Below are 17784 nucleotides of genomic sequence, written 5' to 3' on the forward strand. Positions count from 1 at the left end.
ACGCGAGGCTATGCGAGCGCTCGCTTCAGCGGGTGCCGTCATACGAAAACGGTAGCCGGAGGCGGGCCCCACCATCGGCGCTCTCCGCAGGCGTCATGCGCCGCGTGCTGCGGCGCTCGACGTCGCCTCACGCGCTCTTGCGGTAGGTGGCGCGAAATACTTGGTCTTCGAACCACTGCTTGAAGTCGACGTTGTCGGAGTACTCCTTATACAGTTGCGTCTCGTCCTGCACCAGGCTCAGCATGACCTTGCCGAGCGCGTCAACCATTGCGACCTTGGCGTTGGCCCGATCGTTGTTCGCCATCGCTGTCTGGTACACCGGATCCTCAGCGACCTTGGCCGGCACCTCTTCGCTGACCCGCTGGCGGATGCGCTCCTCGTCCTGCCACGAGATGTTGCCAAACAGCGCGTTGAATGAGGCAAGAATCTCGCTGAGCCGCTCCATCTCGGGCTCCGGACGCCCACTGGCTCCCGCGCCGGGCACCGGCTCAATCTCGGCTTCCCCATCCGCGAGGGCGATCGCCATCGCGGTTCGCTTCTCAACGCGGAAGGAGTCGAGATCGATGCTCTCGAGCACGCCCACCGACAGGTCCTCGCCCTCAGGCGAGGGCAGCTTCGGCACCAGGAAGCCGAGGTAGATCGAGAGCTTCTCCCACCACACGTTCGTGTACGGGAGGATCGCGGACAGGAACCCGTAGGTGCGCACGAACGCCTTGGCGGCACCCTTGAACGCGACCTGCTCGTCCTCGTCCATGGTCTCGACGTACTCCGACACTGACGCGTCGAGCAGGGGGTGCAGCTCGTCGATGCCTGCGTCTGCGAGGTATCGCGCGACGAAGTGGTCGACACCTTCCTGGGTGAAGACGGCGGCGTTGACGAGGTCGGCGGCGAGATCGTTGAGCTTGTCGGGGTCGGTCTCGTCGGCCAGCACGGTGGTCTGGTGGTAGTCCTGGAACGCAAGCTGGATCGTGTCGACGTCGTTGGCGAAGTCGAGCACGGCGCAGTCGTGCTTCTGGGGATGCGCGCGGTTCAGCCGCGACAGCGTTTGCACGGCCTTGACGCCCGACAGCGGCTTGTCGACGTACATGGTGTGGAGCAGTGGCTCGTCGTAGCCGGTCTGGAACTTGTCGGCGCAGATCAGGATGCGGTACGGATCTTCCTGGATGCGAGCCGGTATCTCGGAACTGGCGAACCCGTTGAACTGTGCCTCAGTGACCTTGTCGCCCGCCTCGTCCTTGAAGTCGGAGAACGCGACGATGGCCTTGTAGGGCCGCTTGGTCTCGACCAGATGCGCGCTCACCGCTTCGAAGTAGTCGATGGCGCGAGCGATCGAGGAGGTGACGATCATCGCGCGTGCCTGGCCGCCGATCTTGCGGGGCTGGAAGACCTGCGCCTGGAAGTGGTCGACCATGATCTCGGCCTTCTGCCGGATCGCGTGCTGCTGGCCCTCGACGTAGGTGCGCAGCTTCTTCGATGCTCGCCGCGCGTCGAACTCGGGGTCGCTCTCGACCGTCTTGACGAGCTTGTAGTAGGTGTCGACCGGCACGTAGTTGGCGAGCACGTCGAGGATGAACTTCTCCTCGATCGCCTGCCGCATCGTGTAGCTGTGGAACGGGCGATGCTTGACGACGCCGTCCACCGCGTAGGAGTGCCCGAACGTCTCGAGCGTCTTGTTCTTGGGCGTCGCCGTGAAGGCGAAGTACGACGCGTTGGGCAGCATCTTCTTCGATTCCATGAGCCGGTTCAGCGCATCCTCGGTGTCTTCGACACCGACATCGAGCCCGTCCTTCGACAGCGCGGTGGCGAGCGCCGCCGAGACCTTGCCGCCCTGGCTCGAGTGCGCCTCGTCGATGATGATTGCGAAGCGCTTCTCCCGCTGCGCGCCCTGGATGCCCGCGACGATGTAAGGGAACTTCTGCACCGTCGTGATGATGATCTTCTTGCCGGCTTCGATAGCCTCGCGCAGGTCCTTCGAGCTCTCGGCGTGCTGCACGGTCGACTTCACCTGCGTAAAGCCCTTGATGGTGTCGCGGATCTGGCTGTCGAGGATCACCCGATCGGTGACGACGATGACCGAGTCGAATGCGCGCTCGCCCTGATACTCCGCGCCGGTCAACTGGTGCGCCAGCCAGGCGATCGAGTTGGATTTGCCGGAGCCGGCCGAGTGCTGGATGAGATAGCGGACGCCGCTGCCGCGCGCTTCGACGTCGGCGACCAGCTTCCGCACCACGTCGAGCTGATGGTAGCGGGGGAAGATCACCGACGACGCCTTCTTGCCCGTCTTCTGATCCTTGGTGGTGAGGACAGCCGCGAAGTTCTCGATGATGCCCGCGAGGCTGCGGGGCTCGAGCACCCGCTTCCACAGGTAGTCGGTCATCACGCCGTCGGGATTGACGGGATTGCCCGCTCCCCCGTCGTTGCCCTGGTCGAAGGGCAGGAACCACGACGACGTGCCCGCCAGCTTCGGGCAGAAGCGCACGTGGTGGTCGTCGACGGCGAAATGCGCCATGCAGCGGCCGAACGCGAAGATCGGTTCGCGCGGATCCCGATCGGTCTTGTACTGCTTGACCGCGTCCTCGACCGTCTGGTTCGTGATGTGGTTCTTGAGCTCGAAGGTCGCGATCGGCAAGCCGTTGACGAACGCGACGAGGTCGAGCGACTTGCTTGCGTCCTTCGCGCTGTAGTGCACCTGACGGGTGATCGTGAAGCGGTTCTGCTCGAAGAGCGCCGCGGCTTTGGCGTTCTGCGCCGCCGGGGTCGGGTAGTAGAGGTCGATGTGGTGCGGACCGTGCGCGATGCCGGCACGCAGGCTCGCGACGATCCCGTTCTTCGTGATCTCACCCTGCAGTCGCGCGAGCAGCTTGTGCGTCGTGGGCGAGTCGCCGTCGAGGTCGAGGTCGTCGACGAGGTGCGGCTGGGTATCGTGGATGAACCCGCGGAACGTGGGCAGGTCGAGGCAGTACGAGGCGTTGAAGTCGACTGCGGCACCCTCCACCCAACCCGGCGTGCCGCCGGCGGCGACCATGTCGGCGACGATCAACGCTTCGAGGGTCGCCTCATTCAGGCTCGTCGGCGCCATGCGGCTCTCTCCTGTTGCTCTTCGCGAGGTTCTCGAGGGCGGTCAGCGCTGCCGTGTCGTGCTCTTCCTCGAGCTCGGCTTGTGCGGCTTCTCGAGTGCGGCGGTGCTGCTCGTACGCGGCGTAGCGCTCAGCGGTGACCCGGTCGGCGTCGCGCGCCGACACGGTGCCCGGGCCGGACAGGATGCTGCGCTCGTCGAACGTAAGGAAGCGGTCGGTCTGCGCAATCCACTCCGCCATCGTGATCTGCTGGCGCCTGCGGGCTCGGTCTTCCGCGAAGTCGAGGAAGCGCGTCGTCAGCAGGTTGAGCTCGCTCAACTCGTCGGGCGTGAGGTAGTTCTTCGAGATCGCGACATCACCCTTGCGCACCGCGGGCCCCTTCCAGCTGGTGAGCCCCATGTTGTCAGCAGCGGGGTCGGAGCGTTCGACGATCAGCTCGCCGGCCGTGCGGCCGGTGACGGCGAACAGCAGCTTGTTCTGCACCGTGGCGAAGAAACCGCGGGCGGTGTCGCTCGTTCCGACGTAGTCGACGCTCGTGGCCGAGAAGATCTCGCGCACCTTCTGATAGAACCGCTTCTCGGACGAGCGGATGTCGCGGATGCGCTCGAGCAGCTCATCGAAGTAGTCGACCGCCGCGGGGTCCTTCAGTCGCTCGTCCTGCAGCGCGAAGCCCTTGACGAGGTACTCGCGCAGAACGCTGGTTGCCCACTGTCGGAACTGCACGGCTCGCGGCGTGGTGACGCGGTAGCCGACAGCCAGCACCATTTCGAGGTTGTAGACCGTGACCTCGCGGCGCACCTGGCGGCCGCCCTCGTCACGAACCATTAACTCTGAGTTAATGGTTGCCTCCGTCACTTCGCCATCGGCGAGGAGGCGTCGGATGATCTGGGCGATGTTCGGTACCGACGTGCCGTAGAGGTCTGCCAACTGCGCTTGAGTGAGCCAAACGGTGCCGTCGACCGCACGGAGCTGCACCTCAGCACCGTCCGGGTCGGTATAGAGGATGATCTCGCCGGAGCCGCCGTCACTCATCGACGCTCTCCGGCTCGAGCTCCCTCTCAAGCAGTCCTTCGAGCTCGTCATCGAGTTCGAGCGCGGGGTCGTCGTCGCTGAGGGCGGGCAGCGTCGCCGCGATCTCGCGCACGTCGACCTGCCCGGTGACGACATCGGACGTGAGCCGAGTGCGGAACTCGCGGAGCAGCTCCATCTCGCGACGGGCGCGCTTCACGATCGCAGTCGACGCCTGTTCGGTGGACGCGATGTGATCTGCGATGGCTTCCTGCTCCTCACGGGGCGGCACAGGAAGCCAAATGCGACCGAAATCCTCGGAGTAGAGCCGCATAAAACCAGATTCTCCGGTACCAAGGCCGCTGGAATGGTTGCGGAACTCCGCCATCGCGGCACGGGTCTTGAAGAGCCGAAGGTAGTAACGCGAATCGACTGACTCGGACACCATCATCGTCGAGTAATCGGGGCTCACAAGACCCGCCGAGTCGGCGATGGCGAAGAGGCCGGACGCCGCACGCATGCGGTTCATCACGAAGACGCCGGGGTGAACCTTCTTGTAGTTGACGAGGGCCTCTTGGTCGATCGGCCTGTTGGAGACCTCGTCGTGAAACACCAGTCCAGTAGCGGCTCGCAAAGACAGGAGACGTTCCGCACCAGTGCCGGATCGCGCATCAAACTCGCGAAACACGTATTTCGCCCTACTGGCCTCCCAGTGCGCGGGCACGTCTCCCAGCCACGGGATGCCTGAGCCCTTGAGGGGGACCGACGGATCGAGACCACAGGTGACCGCCTGGTAAATAATCGCCTGCTTCTGCTCTTCGAGCAACGCGACGAGTCTACGCTTGGCGGCAATCGCTCGATCGATTCGCGCGTGCGCGTGCGCGAGGTACTTCACGATCGCTGCCTGCTCGTCGGCGGGCGGAAGCGGAGTCCTCACAGAGAGCAGGACGTCGGTGCGAATCGACTTCCGCAGACCGGTGTAGAGCGGACGCAGCCCCTTCTGGTCGTCGACGGAGGTGTAGAAGTACGCCAGGAACTCTCTGTCAATCTCATCGCTCACCTCAAAGCGTGTGTAGGCGCTCGTGATCATTCCGGGCTTTGGAACTAGCCCAAGAGTTCGGGGAGTTTCATCGATGTCGAACAGACAGAAGACAAGATCTCCCTCCGCCACGAACTGGTACCCGTCGAATGTCGCGGGAATCTTGCCCTCGAGATTGTCGATGTCTCGAGGCACGACTCCTGCCTTCGTGAGTGCCAGCAATCGCTGAGAAGCCGACGCCTCTCCGACGATCTCTTTCCGGCTGACCATGAAGGACTTGTTGCGAACGAGCTTCCAGTCAGCAGGGATTTGAGGCGCCCACTCAATGCCAGAAGGAATCCGATCGCGCTGCTTCAGATCTCGGAACATCAGCCGACAATCTCGCTGAGCAGGTCGTCCGTCTCAGCCTCGAGCGCGCGGATGTCCGCACGGATGTCATCGAGCGTGCGCATCGGGGCCGGCTTATAGAAGTGGCGGGTGAAGCTCACCTCGTAGCCGATCTTCGTCTTCGACTCGTCGATCCAGGCATTCGGAGCGTAGGGCAGCACCTCACGTCGGAAGAAGCCTTCGACGGCGCTCACATACTCCCTCGCCGATTCGGTGAGCGGGATCTGCTCGGTGTCGCTCAGGTCGGGGTCGCGCTCATACTCGACCACCCTCGCCTTGCCGTCGATCTCGATCTCGAACAGCCCGTGGAGCGGGTCGGCGGCCGTACCCGGCTTGTGCACCTTCTTGATCACCGCGGGCGCGTCGTCGGACCGCTCACTGCTCGCCTTGAGCGCCTTCAACTCCGCGGCCGTGTAGACGCGGCCGGGCACGGCATCCGTCAGTCGCAGCGGTCGGTCAACGGCCACCTTGCGGTAGCCGAAGTCGGCGTTGTCGAACACCTTCGACACCTCGTCATCAGCCGTATCGAACGCGTGGAACGTCGCCATCACCCTCTCGATGTCGGCGGCGGATAGCTCACAGTTCTTGCTGCCGAGGTTCTTGCGCAGCGGCGTGAACCACTTCGTCGCGTCGATGAGTTGCACCCGGCCGGCGCGGCGCTCCTCCTTGCGGTTGCTGAGCACCCAGATGTACGTGGCGATACCGGTGTTGTAGAAGAGGTTGAGCGGCAGCGCGACGATCGCCTCGACCAGGTCGTTCTCGAAGACGTAGCGGCGGATGTTCGACTCGCCCTGGCCCGCATCTCCGGTGAACAGCGACGAGCCGTTGTGGATCTCGGCGATGCGGCTACCGGTGGTCGTGCTGTCCTTCATCTTGGCGACGAGGTTGGCGAGGAAGAGCATCTGCCCGTCGCTCGACCGGGTGATGAGGCTGAACTCAGCGTCGCCCGCGTGCTCGACGACGAAGCGTGGGTCGGTGATCTTCTTCGCGCCGCCCATCCGCTCCTGGTCGGTCTTCCACGACTTGCCGTATGGCGGATTCGAGAGCATGAAGTCGAACTCGCGGCCCGCGAACGCGTCGTTCGAGAGGGTGGAGAACTCCGGTCCGCCCTTGATGTTGTCGGCAGCCCGACCATCGCCCTTCAGGATGAGGTCGGCCTTCGCGATCGCGAACGTCTCCGCGTTGATCTCTTGCCCGTAGAGGTGCGTGTCGATCTTGCGACCCTCGGTGAGCTCGACCAGCGTGTCTTCGGCCACCGTGAGCATGCCACCGGTGCCCATCGCGCCGTCGTAGAGGAGGTACGTGCCGTCAGGGATCGTGGCGGCGATCGGCTCGAACATGAGCCGTGTCATGAGCTTGACGACATCGCGCGGCGTCCAGTGCTCGCCTGCCTCTTCATTGTTCTCCTCGTTGAAGCGGCGCACCAGCTCTTCGAAGACGCTGCCCATGCCGTGGTTGTCGAGGCCCTTCGGCGAGAGGTCGATCGTCGGATCGAGGAACTTCTCGAGCAGCGTGCCGAGTGCATCGGCCTTCGACAGGCGCGGGATCTGGTTGCGGAACTCGAAGTTCTCGAGAATCTCCTGCACGTTGGGCGAGAAGCCGTCGAGGTAGGCCTCGAAGTTCTGGCGCAGCTGCATCTGCGTGCTGGCCGCCCGGAGATCTTTCATGAGGAACGCGCTGGTGTTGTAGAAATCTTGACCAGCCGCCTGCCGCAGTGCGGCGTCCTGATTGACGATGCCCGCGGCATCCAGCGTCTTCTTCGTGCTCAGGACGTTCTGCTTGGTCGTCGCCAGCACGCTGTCGAGGCGGCGCAGCACGGTCATCGGCAGGATCACATCGCGGTACTTGCCGCGTACGTAGAGGTCTCGCAGCACATCGTCGGCGATGTTCCAAATGAGTTGAGCGAGGCGCTGGTTGGTCGTGCTGTTCACCCGATTGACCCTATGCGAAGGGGGCGACGTGGGCAGTGCCTAGAGCGGCGTGCCGCCTCGGCCGGCATGCGCTCGACCTCCCCGCTGCCAGCTCAGTCCCTCGGACTGTCATATCCGTCAACGGGCGCACGATACGGCATGCTGATCGAGGCGGCCGGACCCCCATCAGACCGATATTTCTGCGAGGCCGCCTCTGAGTAAGTCCAATGCGGTCAGTTTCGTGCAACCCGCGCGACGGCTCAAACGCTCGACAGGACGGCGCCGCATCCCGGAGTCCGAATACCGCTGGCGCCTACCGCTGCCCTGCAATATTCTCCGAGACAGAATCGCTCACGACGCAGGCGCGGCAAGGCCGAATGCTGGAGGCTAACAGCGCGTCAGTCCTCGTCTTCCTGGTCCTCAAGCCAGCGCGTGACGTCGCCAACCTTGTACTTGACCACACGGGCGTAGCGCATCGCCTTCGGACCCCGATTGGCATCGCGCCAGTTGCGGAGCGTCTTCACGGAGATACCGAGCACCGCGCTGAGGAACTCTGGATCAACCAGGGTGCCAGGAGAGATCGCGAACAGGTCCACGTCGGGAGCATGGACTGGGGTGGAAGTGGTTGCCATGCGAAGTACATCTGCGGGAGCAAGCGGACAAGACTCAAGGGAGCAGTCCGGCTGCAATTGCTGCGCCTCCAACGACCGGTCTACGCCGGCCCAGAGCGAGCGCGCCGGCGGCTCATCGCCCTTCCGCCACTTCGAAGTCCGCATGGCCGGATCGGTGGCAGCCGACAGGCAGTGCGGCGACGACGGGCGCTGACGGGCGGCGAACTGGGCGCCGGATGATGCGTTCCCGCTGCCGGCAGCGAAGCGGCGCCGCCTGTCGCAGTTGCAGGCGATGCCCGACCACATGGCGCAGCGGCGAGCGTCTTGTCGAGGACGCCTGTCAGCTTCGCTGCACGTAGGCGCGCGCCACCGCTGCAACTTCTTCGATCCGTCCTTCCGCGATGACTTCGGCCGGCGAGTAGTCGTCAAGCGCGTCCTTCATCCCTATGAACCACGCCCGGACGGTTTCCGACGCTTCTACTTCAGCCACGATCTTCCAGACGGTGAAGGCGCCGATGAGCCGCACCCGCGAGCGAGGCGATGGACTGGAACTCTTCCTGAGCCAGCTCGCAAGCGTGCGACGCCGCACGCCAACCGTGCGCGCCAGCAGCTCCCGCCCTAGTCCGTCGCTGAGGAACCGCACGATCTCGTCGACCGTCGGCTCAGCCGTGCTCAAGCGCCGCGCCATCTTCATCCTTGCCGTCCTGGTCGGCGCCACCTGAGGTGAGAGCGGGGGCGACGGCGAATAGCGAGTCGATGAGCGCCGCAGACGCTTCTCCAACCACAGGCGCGGGCGTGACGTAGTGCCGCTCTGTGGTGAGGACGGAAGCGTGACCCAGCTGTTCCGTCGCGCGGTAGATCCCCGCCTCGTTCGCGATGAGGGTGGCCAGCGTACGCCGGAGCAGGTGCGCAGTGACCTGACCATGCCGGATGCCGGCTCGCTCCAAAGGCTCCCTCCACTCATCGCGGAAGTTGCGGAGGATGCGACGCACGTTGCCGGGACGGCTCCATCCCCCGCGCCGGTTCGGGAAGATCGGAGAGCGACTCGCGCTGCCGTCGTCGTACGGTCTAAGTGCCGTGACGGCGAGCGCCGGCAGCACGATCGTGCGTTGCTGGCGGGCGGCTTTGGGGTGCGGCTGCCAGACCGGCTCGCCCTTCTCGCCGTCCGTCAGCGTCGCCCTGAGGTGAAGCGTCGGCGTGGGGTCGTCGAGGCGGAGATCGCAGTGGCGCAGCGCGAGCAGCTCTCCGATGCGCAGCCCCAAGGCGAGCAGAACGTCGAGCATGTCCGCCACTCGCGGATCCGGTTTCGGCCCCGGCTTGTCGCGCTGGCTGAGCCATTCACGGTACGCGCCGCTCAGTATCGCCGCCTGCTCGGGCGCGAGCGTGTAGATCTCAGCCTTCGGCAGCTTGGGGGCCGCGAATGCTGCAAGCGGGTTCGTCTTGCGCGCGTCGACTCGGACCGCGTCGGCGAGCATCGCCTTGAGGGTCTTGTGCACGCGCCGCGCAAGTGGCGCGTCGCGCTTCGCGAGGGTGCGGATGATGGCCTCCGAGCGGGCGATCGTCAGTTCGCTCAGCCGCAGCTTGCCGAAGTGCTCGACGACGTGCTTGGCGTCGGTGGTGTAGTTCTCCAGCGTGCCGCTAGCGAGGGCGCCGAGCGCGCGCTTGCGGTCCAGCCACCAGAGTGCGAGCTCGTCGACGGTGGAATGGTCGGAGACGTAGGCGTCCTCGCGCGTGAGGAACGCCATCCGCGCGCGCAGCGCGGCCCCCGGCTTCCGGCGAGTTCGCGATCGCGCTGGGGCGACGGTCGCGGCCGTCGAGCTCGCGGAAGTGCCCGCGGGCCTGGTAGCGCCCGTCGGGCAGCGGTGTGACGTTGATGACGCCCCAGGTGCCCGGCTCGAGCCGTGGCCTAGGCACGGTTCTCCTCGATCCAGGCGACCACGTCGCCGGCGTAGTACCGGACATGTCGTCCCAGCCGGAAGAATCGCGGACCCGTCCCGTGCTGGCGGTGGTATTGCAGCGTCTTGACGCTGAGGTGCAAAGCCGCGGCGACTTCGCGTTCACGAAGGATGACGCCGGGCGAGAGCTGGAGCAGGTCGATGGGCACGAGGAGGACTCCGGTGGGAGCGGATGGGGCGCTGGTCACGCTAACTGCATAGACGGCGCGCGCCAGGCCGATCCGGCGAAGTCGCGGAGCTACCGGGACTGAAAGGGCATGGCCGGGACGTACCGGGACATCAGTGCCCGGCCACGCGAATCGTGCTGCGAAACCTGACGTCCACGCGTCCTCGAAGCAAGTGCTCCTACGCGAAAACCCGCGGGATCCCGCGGATCCTTGGTGGATCTGGGGAGACTCGAACTCCCGACCCCCTGCATGCCATGCAGGTGCGCTACCAGCTGCGCCACAGACCCTCTGCTGCTCTCGGAGCAACCAGATTACTGTACTACATGATCCGGCCGCGCGTCACATCGGGCGTGGTCCCGGGTGCCGCTCGGCAGGCGTATGCTCAGCCCTCGTGCAGACCGCGCAGCGCCCCCGACGGGGGCTCATCCAGCTCTGGGAGCGACAGCACCCCGCGAGGCGCATCTTCACCGGATTCGTGGCCCTCAACCTGGTCGGCTGGGCGCTGCTCATGCTGCCGATCTCGAAGCAGGGCCCGGGCGGCGCGAACTCGATCGAAGCGCTGTTCACCGCCGTCTCCGCCGCGTGCGTCACGGGCCTGACGGTCGTCGACACGGCGCTCTTCTGGACGCCGTTCGGCCAGGTGGTCATCCTCGTGCTGATCCAGCTGGGCGGCCTCGGCGTGATGGTCTTCGCGAGCCTCGTCGGCATCGTCGTCATGCGCCGCCTCACGCTCGGCACGCGACTGACGACCGCGAGAGAGGCCCACGCGAGCGGCATCGGCGAGCTGCGCTCGCTCATCACGAGCATTGCGATCATCGCCGCCGTCGTCGAGGGCAGCGTGGCGGTCGTGCTGTGGCTGCGGTTCTGGCTCGGCCGCGGCGACGACCCGCTGCACGCGCTGTGGCTGGGCGTCTTCCACGCCGTCTCCAGCTACAACAACGCCGGCTTCGCGCTCTTCAGCGACAACCTGATGGGCTTCGTCGACGACCCGTGGATCCTGCTGCCGCTCGCGACCGCGACGATCGTCGGCGGCCTCGGCTTCCCCGTCATCATGCAGGTGCTCAAGCACGCGCCGCACCCGCGCCGCTTCTCGATGCACACCTGGCTCGTGCTGGTCGGCACGGCGGCGCTGCTGCTCATCGGCACGCTCGCGATCGCGCTGCTCGAGTGGAGCAATCCGGCCTCGCTCGGCGCCCACCCGACCGGCACGCGCATCCTCGACGCGTTCTTCCACTCCGTGCAGACGCGCACGGCCGGCTTCAACGCGCTCGACATCGGTGCGTTCCAGCCCGAGACGCTGCTGGTGATGGATGTGCTCATGTTCATCGGCGGCGGACCCGCCGGCACCGCGGGCGGCATCAAGATCACCACGTTCGGTGTGCTGGCGGCGATCATCCTCGCGGAGGTGCGCGGCGACCCCACCGTCACGCTCTTCGGCAAGCGCCTCTCGCGCGCCGTGCACCGGGAGGCGCTCACGGTTGCGCTGCTGTCGGTCGGGCTGTGCTTCGTGGCGACGCTCGCGATCATGCACCTGACCGACGTCGACCACGACCGGGTGCTGTTCGAAGTGATCTCCGCCTTCGGTACCGTCGGCCTCTCCACCGGCATCACCGCATCCGTCGGCACGCCGAGCCAGCTGATCCTGATCCTGCTCATGTTCATCGGCCGCGTCGGACCCATCACCGTCGCGACCACCCTCGCGCTCCGACCCCGCAGGCTCGTGTACGAGCTGCCCAAGGAAAGGCCGATCATTGGCTAGGCTCCGCAATCCCTTCGACCCGGCGACCGTCGGCTGCGCCGCATCCATCGCCGTCATCGGCCTCGGCCGCTTCGGCACCGCCCTCGCGCTCGAGCTCATGCGCCACGGCACCGAGGTGCTCGGCATCGACACCGACGAAGAGCTCGTGCAGTCGCTCAACGGCCACCTCACGGCCGTCGTCGCCGGCGACGCCACGAAGCCAGAGCTCATCGAGCAGCTCGGCCTGGCCGAGTTCGACCGCGTCGTGGTCGCGATCGGCACCGACGTGACGGCGAACATCCTCGCCACCAGCCAGCTGCTGCGCGTGGGCGTGCGGGAGGTGTGGGCGAAGGCCATCGATGAGCGGCACGCGCTCATCCTCGACCAGCTGGGCGTGCATCACGTCGTGCGCCCCGAGGCCGATATGGGCCGTCGCGTCGCCCACATGGTGCGCGGTGCGCTTGAGGACTTCACCGAGATCGAGCCGGGCTATGCGGCTGCCCGACTCGAGGTGCCGGAGCCGCTGCTGGCCGTGCCGCTGCGCGAGCTCGGCCTGCAGGCGAAGCACGCGATCGGCATCGGTGCCGTGAAGCGTGACGGACGGTGGATGCTCGCCAACCCCGAGACGCGCTTCGAGCACGGTGACACCGTGCTCGTGCACGGGCTGACGGCAAAGGTCGAGGCGTTCGCGGTACTGCTGGCGAAGCAGCGCGGCGGAGGGGTCGATCGACGGCGCAGCTGAACGCTGCGGTCGAGCGCGCGAACCGATCGGGGCGGGCCGAGTGCGTCAGCGCCGCGCGTCGGTGGCGCCGGCACGCGCGACCACGCTCCTGGCGTGCCGCAGGATCGGCTCGTCGACCATGCGGCCCTCGAACGAGAACACACCAGGCGTGGCGTCGGCAGCCGCCAGGATGCGGTGCGCCTCGTCGAGCTGCGCAGCGCTCGGCGCGAACGCGCGGCGGTAGGGCTCGATGTGGTTCGGGTGGATCGCGGCCTTCGCGCCGAAGCCGCTCGCGGCCGCGTCGAGCGCCTCCGCGTGCGCGCCGTCGAGGTCGGCGATGTCGGTGCGGATGGCGTCAATGGCCGTCACACCGTAGGCGCCGGCGGCCAGCAGCACCCGGCTTCGCGCCTGCAGCGCCACGTCGCGGTATCCGCCTGATTCGTCGCGGCTCGAGGTGCCACCGAGCGACGCCACCAGATCCTCCGCGCCCCACATGACGCCCACGACCGCCGCGTGCGCGACGAGCGCCTCGACGGCGAGCACGCCGCGAGCGGTCTCGACCAGTGCGACGACGCGAGCACCGGGCACCCCGGCGACCACCCGATCGACCTGCTCCACCGACTCAGCCTTCGCGAGCATCACGGTGCGGAACGGCGACTCGGCCACGGCCGCGAGGTCGTCCTCGAAGTCGGCGGCGGATGCGTCCTGCACGCGCACGATGGTGCGCGCGGGGTCGAGCGCTGCGGTGCGGACCGCGACACGGGCGGCGGCCTTGGTGCTGGCTCCCACGGCATCCTCGAGGTCGAGGATCACCGCATCCGACCGGTCTGCGGCCTTCTCGAAGCGATCGGGCCGGTCGCCTGGGCAGAACAGCAGCGCCGGGCCCATGCCGAGCGCATCCATACCGGCGCTCATGCGTTGCCCGTCGTCGCGGCGCTCGGCGAGAGCTGCATGAGCACGGTGCGCACGGCCTTGGCGACCAGCTCGCCGCGCTGGTTCAGCGCACGGTGCTCGAAGGTGGCGATGCCCTGACCGGGGCGCGACGCGGATTCACGCTTGCCCGTCACGCGCGTCTCGCAGTAGATCGTGTCGCCGTGCCGCACGGGCGCCGGGAACGCGATGTCGCTGAAGCCGAGGTTCGCGACGATCGTGCCCTGCGTCAGCTGCCCCACCGACAGGCCCACCATGGTGGCGAGCGTGTGCATCGAGTTCATGAGCGGCTCGCCGAACTCCGTCGTCTCGCTCCACGCGCGGTCGAGGTGCAGCGGCTGCGTGTTCATCGTCAGCGTCGTGAACAGCACGTTGTCGGTCTCGGTCATCGTGCGACCGGGACGGTGCTCGTAGACCACGCCCTCCTCGAGCTCGTCGAAGTAGAGGCCGCGCTGCGTGATGCGCTGCTCGGCCGCACGCGGCTCAGTGTTGCCCTGTCCGGCGCTCCCCTGCTCGCTGCTGCTCTGCTCGCTCATGCGCTCTCCCCCTCGGCTGGCGTGACGGTGGCGAGCTCCTGCCCGCGCGTGACCTGCTCGCCGGCGGTGGCGTGCAGGTGCACGGTGCCCGCGACGGGTGCGCGCAGCACGTGCTCCATCTTCATGGCCTCGACGCTGATGACCGCCTGGCCCGCCGCGACCGTGTCGCCGTCGGTGACGTGCGCGGCGACGACCGTGCCGGGCATGGGGGATGCGAGCGTCGGCTCTGCGGGGCCACGACCACGGCGGATGCGCGGCGGAGCCTCGACCAGGAAGTCGCCATCGGGCGTGCGCACCCAGGCGCCCTGCGCCGTCTGCTGCACCCACTGCTCCTGCGGCGTGGGCAGCTCGTCGACGGTGCCGTCGGCGCGCGTGACGATCGTGCGCTCCCCCAGCACCTGCACGCTCGCCTCACCGTCGCCATCGCGCAGCCGGGTGCGGCGACCGATCGCGCCGCCGATGCGCCAGCCGTCGTGGCGCCAGGCGCCGAGGGGGCCGATGCCGGGTGGCACCTCGCTCGCAGCGACCATCGCCAGCACCGCGCTCGGCACGCCGCTGCCTGCGATCCGCTCCGCCTCGCGGTCGATGAAGCCGGTGTCGAGGTCGCCCGCGCGCACGCTCGGCTCGTCGAGCAGCGCACGCAGGAAGCCGCGGTTCGTGACCACGCCGAAGATGCTCGTCTCGGCCAGCGCGTCGCGCATGCGGTCGATGGCCTCTGCGCGCGTTGCGGCATGCACGATCAGCTTCGCGATCATCGGGTCGTAGCTCGAGCCGACCTCGCCGCCGCGCTCGACGCCCGCATCGATGCGCACGCTGCCGTCTTCGAGGCCGTCGTACGGCCAGTCCAGCTCGAGCACGGTGCCGCCGGTCGGCAGGAAGCCCGCCGCCGGATCCTCGGCGTAGATGCGGGCCTCGATCGCGTGGCCGGTGAGCGTCACGTCGCCCTGCGCAATCGCGAGCGGCTCCCCCGCGGCGATGCGCAGCTGCTGCTCGACGAGGTCGACGCCTGTGACCATCTCGGTGACGGGGTGCTCGACCTGCAGGCGCGTGTTCATCTCCATGAAGAACGGCTCGTCGGGCCGGTCGCCCGCGACGATGAACTCCACCGTGCCGGCGCCGACGTAGCCGACCGACCTGGCGGTCTCGACCGCTGCCTCGCCGATCGCGGCGCGCTGCGCCTCGGTGAGCAGGGCGCTCGGCGCCTCCTCGATCACCTTCTGGTGGCGGCGCTGCAGCGAGCACTCGCGCTCTCCGAGGTGGATGACGTTGCCGTGCGTGTCGGCGAGCACCTGCACCTCGATGTGGCGGGGGCTCGTGACGAAGCGCTCGATGAACAGCGTGTCATCGCCGAACGACGACGCGGCCTCGCGTCGCGCCGCGGCGAGCGCGGGCGCGAGCCCCGCCGCCTCGTCGACGCGGTACATGCCCTTGCCGCCGCCGCCGGCGGCCGGCTTGATGAGCACCGGGAAGCCGACCTGCTCGGCGCCCGCGATGAGCGCCGCATCGTCGAGGCCCGGCTCGGCGATGCCCGGCACCGTCGAGACGCCGCGCGACTCGACCGCGTGGCGTGCGGAAATCTTGTCGCCCATCGTCTCGATCGCAGAGGCGGGCGGGCCGATGAAGACGATGCCGGCATCGGCGCACGCCTGCGCGAACGCGGCGTTCTCCGACAGGAAGCCGTAACCCGGGTGGATCGCCTGCGCGCCCGTGTCCTTCGCGGCGGCGATGATCTTGTCAATCGACAGGTAGGTGTCGCGCAGCGGCCCGGAGCCCAGCGAGACGACTTCGTCGAAGTGCTCGGGGTGCGGCGAGGGGTCGTCCTCGGCGCGCACGGCGACGGCGCGGATGCCGTGGTCGCGCAGCGTTCCTGCAATGCGGATGGCGATCTCGCCACGGTTGGCGACCAGCACGGTGTCGAACATCTCGGTGTTGGTCAACTCGGTGCTGGGCATCTCGGTGCTGGGCATGTCGGGCATCCGGGTCACATCCTGAAGACGCCGAAGCGCGGCTCGGGCAGCGGCACGGCGGTCACGACGTCGAGCGCCATGCCGAGCACGCGGCGGGTGTCTGCGGGGTCGATGACGCCGTCGTCCCAGAGCCGGGCGGAGGCGTAGTAGGGGTTGCCCTGCCGCTCGTACTGCTCGCGCACCGGCAGCTCGAACGCCTCCTGCTGCTCGGCCGTCCACTCGTCGCCGGCGCCCTCGATCTGCTCGCGCTTCACGGTGGAGAGCACGGATGCCGCCTGCGGCCCACCCATCACGCTCACGCGCGCGTTGGGCCACAGCCACAGGAACCGGGGATCGTAGGCGCGGCCGCACATCGAGTAGGTGCCGGCGCCGAAGGAGCCGCCGACGACGACGGTGAGCTTCGGCACGCGTGTGGTGGCGACGGCGGTGACCATCTTCGCGCCGTGCTTGGCGATGCCGCCACGCTCGGCCTCGGAGCCCACCATGAAGCCGGTGATGTTCTGCAGGAAGACGAGCGGCACGCCGCGCTGGTCGCACAGCTCGATGAAGTGCGCGCCCTTCATGGCCGACTCGCTGAAGAGCACGCCGTTGTTGGCGATGATGCCGACCGTGTGGCCGTGCAGCTGGGCGAAGCCGGTCACGAGCGTGTCGCCGTAGCCGGCCTTGAACTCGTGGAACTCACTGCGGTCGACGATGCGCGCGATGATCTCGTGCGCGTCGTAGGGCGTCTGCAGGTCGGGCGGGATGGCGTCGTAGAGTGTCGCGGGGTCGACGGCGGGCGCCTGTGGATCGTCGTCCGACGCCGGCCCGGGGAACGGTGCATACGCGAACCAGCCGAAGCTGGCAGTGCCGTGCGGTCGCATGCCGGAGATGCCGCGATCCTCGTGCGGCAGCGACGCGACCATGTCGCGCACGATCTCGAGCGCGTGCGCGTCGTCGTCGGCGAGGTGGTCGACGACGCCGGAGACCTCGGCGTGCAGCACGCCGCCGCCGAGCGACTCGGCGTCGATGACCTCGCCGGTGGCGGCCTTCACGAGCGGCGGGCCACCGAGGAAGATGGTGCCCTGGTCGCGCACGATGACGGTCTCGTCGCTCATCGCCGGCACGTAGGCGCCGCCGGCGGTCGACGAGCCCATCACGGCCGCCAGCTGCGGGATGCCGAGCGACGAGAGCTGGGCCTGGTTGAAGAAGATGCGACCGAAGTGCTCGCGGTCGGGGAAGACCTCGTCCTGCATCGGCAGGAAGGCGCCGCCGGAGTCCACCAGCGCAATGCACGGCAGCCGGTTCTCGCGCGCGATCTGCTGCGCGCGCAGGTGCTTCTTGACCGTGAGCGGGTAGTAGGTGCCGCCCTTGACGGTCGCGTCGTTCGCGATCACCATGACGTGCCTGCCGTGCACGAGGCCGATGCCGGTGACGATGCCCGCAGAGGGCGCATCCTGACCACCTGCGTCGTCTGCATCCTGGCCGTCGACATCCTTGCCGTACACGCCCCAGGCTGCCAGCGGCGCGACCTCGAGGAACGGGCTGCCCGGGTCGAGCAGCGCGTCGATGCGGTCGCGCGCCAGCAGCTTGCCGCGCTCCACGTGCCGCTGCCGGCTCTTCTCGGGGCCGCCCAGCGCCACGCGGCCGAGCCGCTCGCGCAGCTGGCCCACGAGCGCCTCCATGGCCGCACGGTTGGTCGTTGCGGCGTCCGACGTGCTGTCGACGCGCGTGGTCAGCTGCTGCATGTGCCTACCGT

At 67.6% G+C, this 17784-nt stretch carries 14 protein-coding genes and 1 tRNA gene; 2 read left to right on the forward strand and 13 right to left on the reverse strand.

All coding sequences use genetic code 11. The features are described from left to right. Positions 1-127: 127 nt before the first annotated feature. The 9 genes from ACJJVL_RS02645 to ACJJVL_RS02685 form a co-directional block, all read right to left on the reverse strand. Positions 128-3079, reverse strand: coding sequence for a type I restriction endonuclease subunit R (locus tag ACJJVL_RS02645; protein ID WP_405216714.1), 2952 nt, complete (start codon positions 3077-3079; stop codon positions 128-130). Continuing rightward, positions 3057-4109 carry a virulence RhuM family protein gene (locus tag ACJJVL_RS02650; protein ID WP_405216716.1) on the reverse strand — a complete coding sequence of 351 codons (1053 nt, stop codon included), beginning with the start codon at positions 4107-4109 and terminating at the stop codon, positions 3057-3059. The genes ACJJVL_RS02645 and ACJJVL_RS02650 overlap by 23 nt, the downstream gene beginning before the upstream one ends. After that, a complete protein-coding gene (locus tag ACJJVL_RS02655) occupies positions 4102-5493 on the reverse strand; it encodes a restriction endonuclease subunit S (protein WP_405216718.1) in 1392 nt (463 codons plus the stop codon). Before ACJJVL_RS02655 ends, ACJJVL_RS02650 begins: the two co-directional genes overlap by 8 nt. After that, on the reverse strand, positions 5493-7442 hold the full coding sequence (locus ACJJVL_RS02660; RefSeq protein WP_405216720.1) for an N-6 DNA methylase: 1950 nt from the start codon (positions 7440-7442) through the stop codon (positions 5493-5495). Before ACJJVL_RS02660 ends, ACJJVL_RS02655 begins: the two co-directional genes overlap by 1 nt. 377 nt (positions 7443-7819) lie before the next feature. Continuing rightward, positions 7820-8017, reverse strand: a complete 198-nt coding sequence (locus tag ACJJVL_RS02665; protein WP_405216722.1) for a helix-turn-helix transcriptional regulator — start codon at positions 8015-8017, stop codon at positions 7820-7822. Between the two features lie 355 nt (positions 8018-8372). After that, the gene (locus ACJJVL_RS02670) at positions 8373-8708 is read right to left on the reverse strand and encodes a hypothetical protein (RefSeq protein WP_405216724.1); all 336 of its coding nucleotides are present in this window, start codon (positions 8706-8708) and stop codon (positions 8373-8375) included. Next, positions 8695-9777, reverse strand: a complete 1083-nt coding sequence (locus ACJJVL_RS02675) for a tyrosine-type recombinase/integrase (protein ID WP_405216726.1) — start codon at positions 9775-9777, stop codon at positions 8695-8697. The genes ACJJVL_RS02670 and ACJJVL_RS02675 overlap by 14 nt, the downstream gene beginning before the upstream one ends. Positions 9778-9938: 161 nt before the next feature. Continuing rightward, on the reverse strand, positions 9939-10175 hold the full coding sequence (locus tag ACJJVL_RS02680) for a helix-turn-helix transcriptional regulator (RefSeq protein WP_405216728.1): 237 nt from the start codon (positions 10173-10175) through the stop codon (positions 9939-9941). 190 nt (positions 10176-10365) lie between these two features. Beyond that, positions 10366-10441 (reverse strand) — tRNA-Ala (locus tag ACJJVL_RS02685). 104 nt (positions 10442-10545) lie between these two features. Between ACJJVL_RS02685 and ACJJVL_RS02690 the strand changes: the two genes are divergently transcribed. Both ACJJVL_RS02690 and ACJJVL_RS02695 read left to right on the forward strand, forming a co-directional pair. After that, a complete protein-coding gene (locus ACJJVL_RS02690; RefSeq protein ID WP_405216730.1) occupies positions 10546-11913 on the forward strand; it encodes a TrkH family potassium uptake protein in 1368 nt (455 codons plus the stop codon). Then, positions 11906-12634: a potassium channel family protein gene (locus tag ACJJVL_RS02695; protein ID WP_405216732.1), complete on the forward strand. Its 729-nt coding sequence runs from the start codon at positions 11906-11908 to the stop codon at positions 12632-12634. The genes ACJJVL_RS02690 and ACJJVL_RS02695 overlap by 8 nt, the downstream gene beginning before the upstream one ends. 45 nt (positions 12635-12679) lie before the next feature. Here the strand turns inward: ACJJVL_RS02695 and ACJJVL_RS02700 are convergent, their stop codons facing one another. Genes ACJJVL_RS02700 through ACJJVL_RS02715 form a run of 4 tightly spaced genes read right to left on the reverse strand, consistent with a single transcriptional unit; the run spans position 12680 to position 17773 of the window. Continuing rightward, on the reverse strand, positions 12680-13528 hold the full coding sequence (locus ACJJVL_RS02700; protein ID WP_405216734.1) for an HpcH/HpaI aldolase/citrate lyase family protein: 849 nt from the start codon (positions 13526-13528) through the stop codon (positions 12680-12682). Next, positions 13525-14079 (reverse strand): MaoC family dehydratase, encoded by a 555-nt coding sequence (locus ACJJVL_RS02705; RefSeq protein WP_405216736.1) that lies wholly within the window; start codon positions 14077-14079, stop codon positions 13525-13527. Before ACJJVL_RS02705 ends, ACJJVL_RS02700 begins: the two co-directional genes overlap by 4 nt. Further along, entirely contained in the window at positions 14076-16046 is a 1971-nt protein-coding gene (locus tag ACJJVL_RS02710) for an acetyl/propionyl/methylcrotonyl-CoA carboxylase subunit alpha (RefSeq protein ID WP_405216791.1), read from the reverse strand. The genes ACJJVL_RS02705 and ACJJVL_RS02710 overlap by 4 nt, the downstream gene beginning before the upstream one ends. 14 nt (positions 16047-16060) lie before the next feature. Next, positions 16061-17773: a carboxyl transferase domain-containing protein gene (locus ACJJVL_RS02715; protein WP_405216738.1), complete on the reverse strand. Its 1713-nt coding sequence runs from the start codon at positions 17771-17773 to the stop codon at positions 16061-16063. Between the last annotated feature and the right edge of the window lie 11 nt (positions 17774-17784).

This window comes from Agrococcus sp. Ld7, from assembly GCF_045064095.1.
Lineage (GTDB): Bacteria > Actinomycetota > Actinomycetes > Actinomycetales > Microbacteriaceae > Agrococcus.

Bases quoted from the DNA above. Each gene is read 5' to 3' on its own strand.
- ACJJVL_RS02645 (WP_405216714.1), bottom strand. From the start codon at position 3,079: ATGGCGCCGACGAGCCTGAATGAGGCGACCCTCGAAGCGTTGATCGTC.
- ACJJVL_RS02650 (WP_405216716.1), bottom strand. From the start codon at position 4,109: ATGAGTGACGGCGGCTCCGGCGAGATCATCCTCTATACCGACCCGGAC.
- ACJJVL_RS02655 (WP_405216718.1), bottom strand. From the start codon at position 5,493: ATGTTCCGAGATCTGAAGCAGCGCGATCGGATTCCTTCTGGCATTGAG.
- ACJJVL_RS02675 (WP_405216726.1), bottom strand. From the start codon at position 9,777: ATGGCGTTCCTCACGCGCGAGGACGCCTACGTCTCCGACCATTCCACC.
- ACJJVL_RS02700 (WP_405216734.1), bottom strand. From the start codon at position 13,528: ATGAGCGCCGGTATGGATGCGCTCGGCATGGGCCCGGCGCTGCTGTTC.
- ACJJVL_RS02705 (WP_405216736.1), bottom strand. From the start codon at position 14,079: ATGAGCGAGCAGAGCAGCAGCGAGCAGGGGAGCGCCGGACAGGGCAAC.
- ACJJVL_RS02710 (WP_405216791.1), bottom strand. From the start codon at position 16,046: ATGCCCAGCACCGAGATGCCCAGCACCGAGTTGACCAACACCGAGATG.
- ACJJVL_RS02715 (WP_405216738.1), bottom strand. From the start codon at position 17,773: ATGCAGCAGCTGACCACGCGCGTCGACAGCACGTCGGACGCCGCAACG.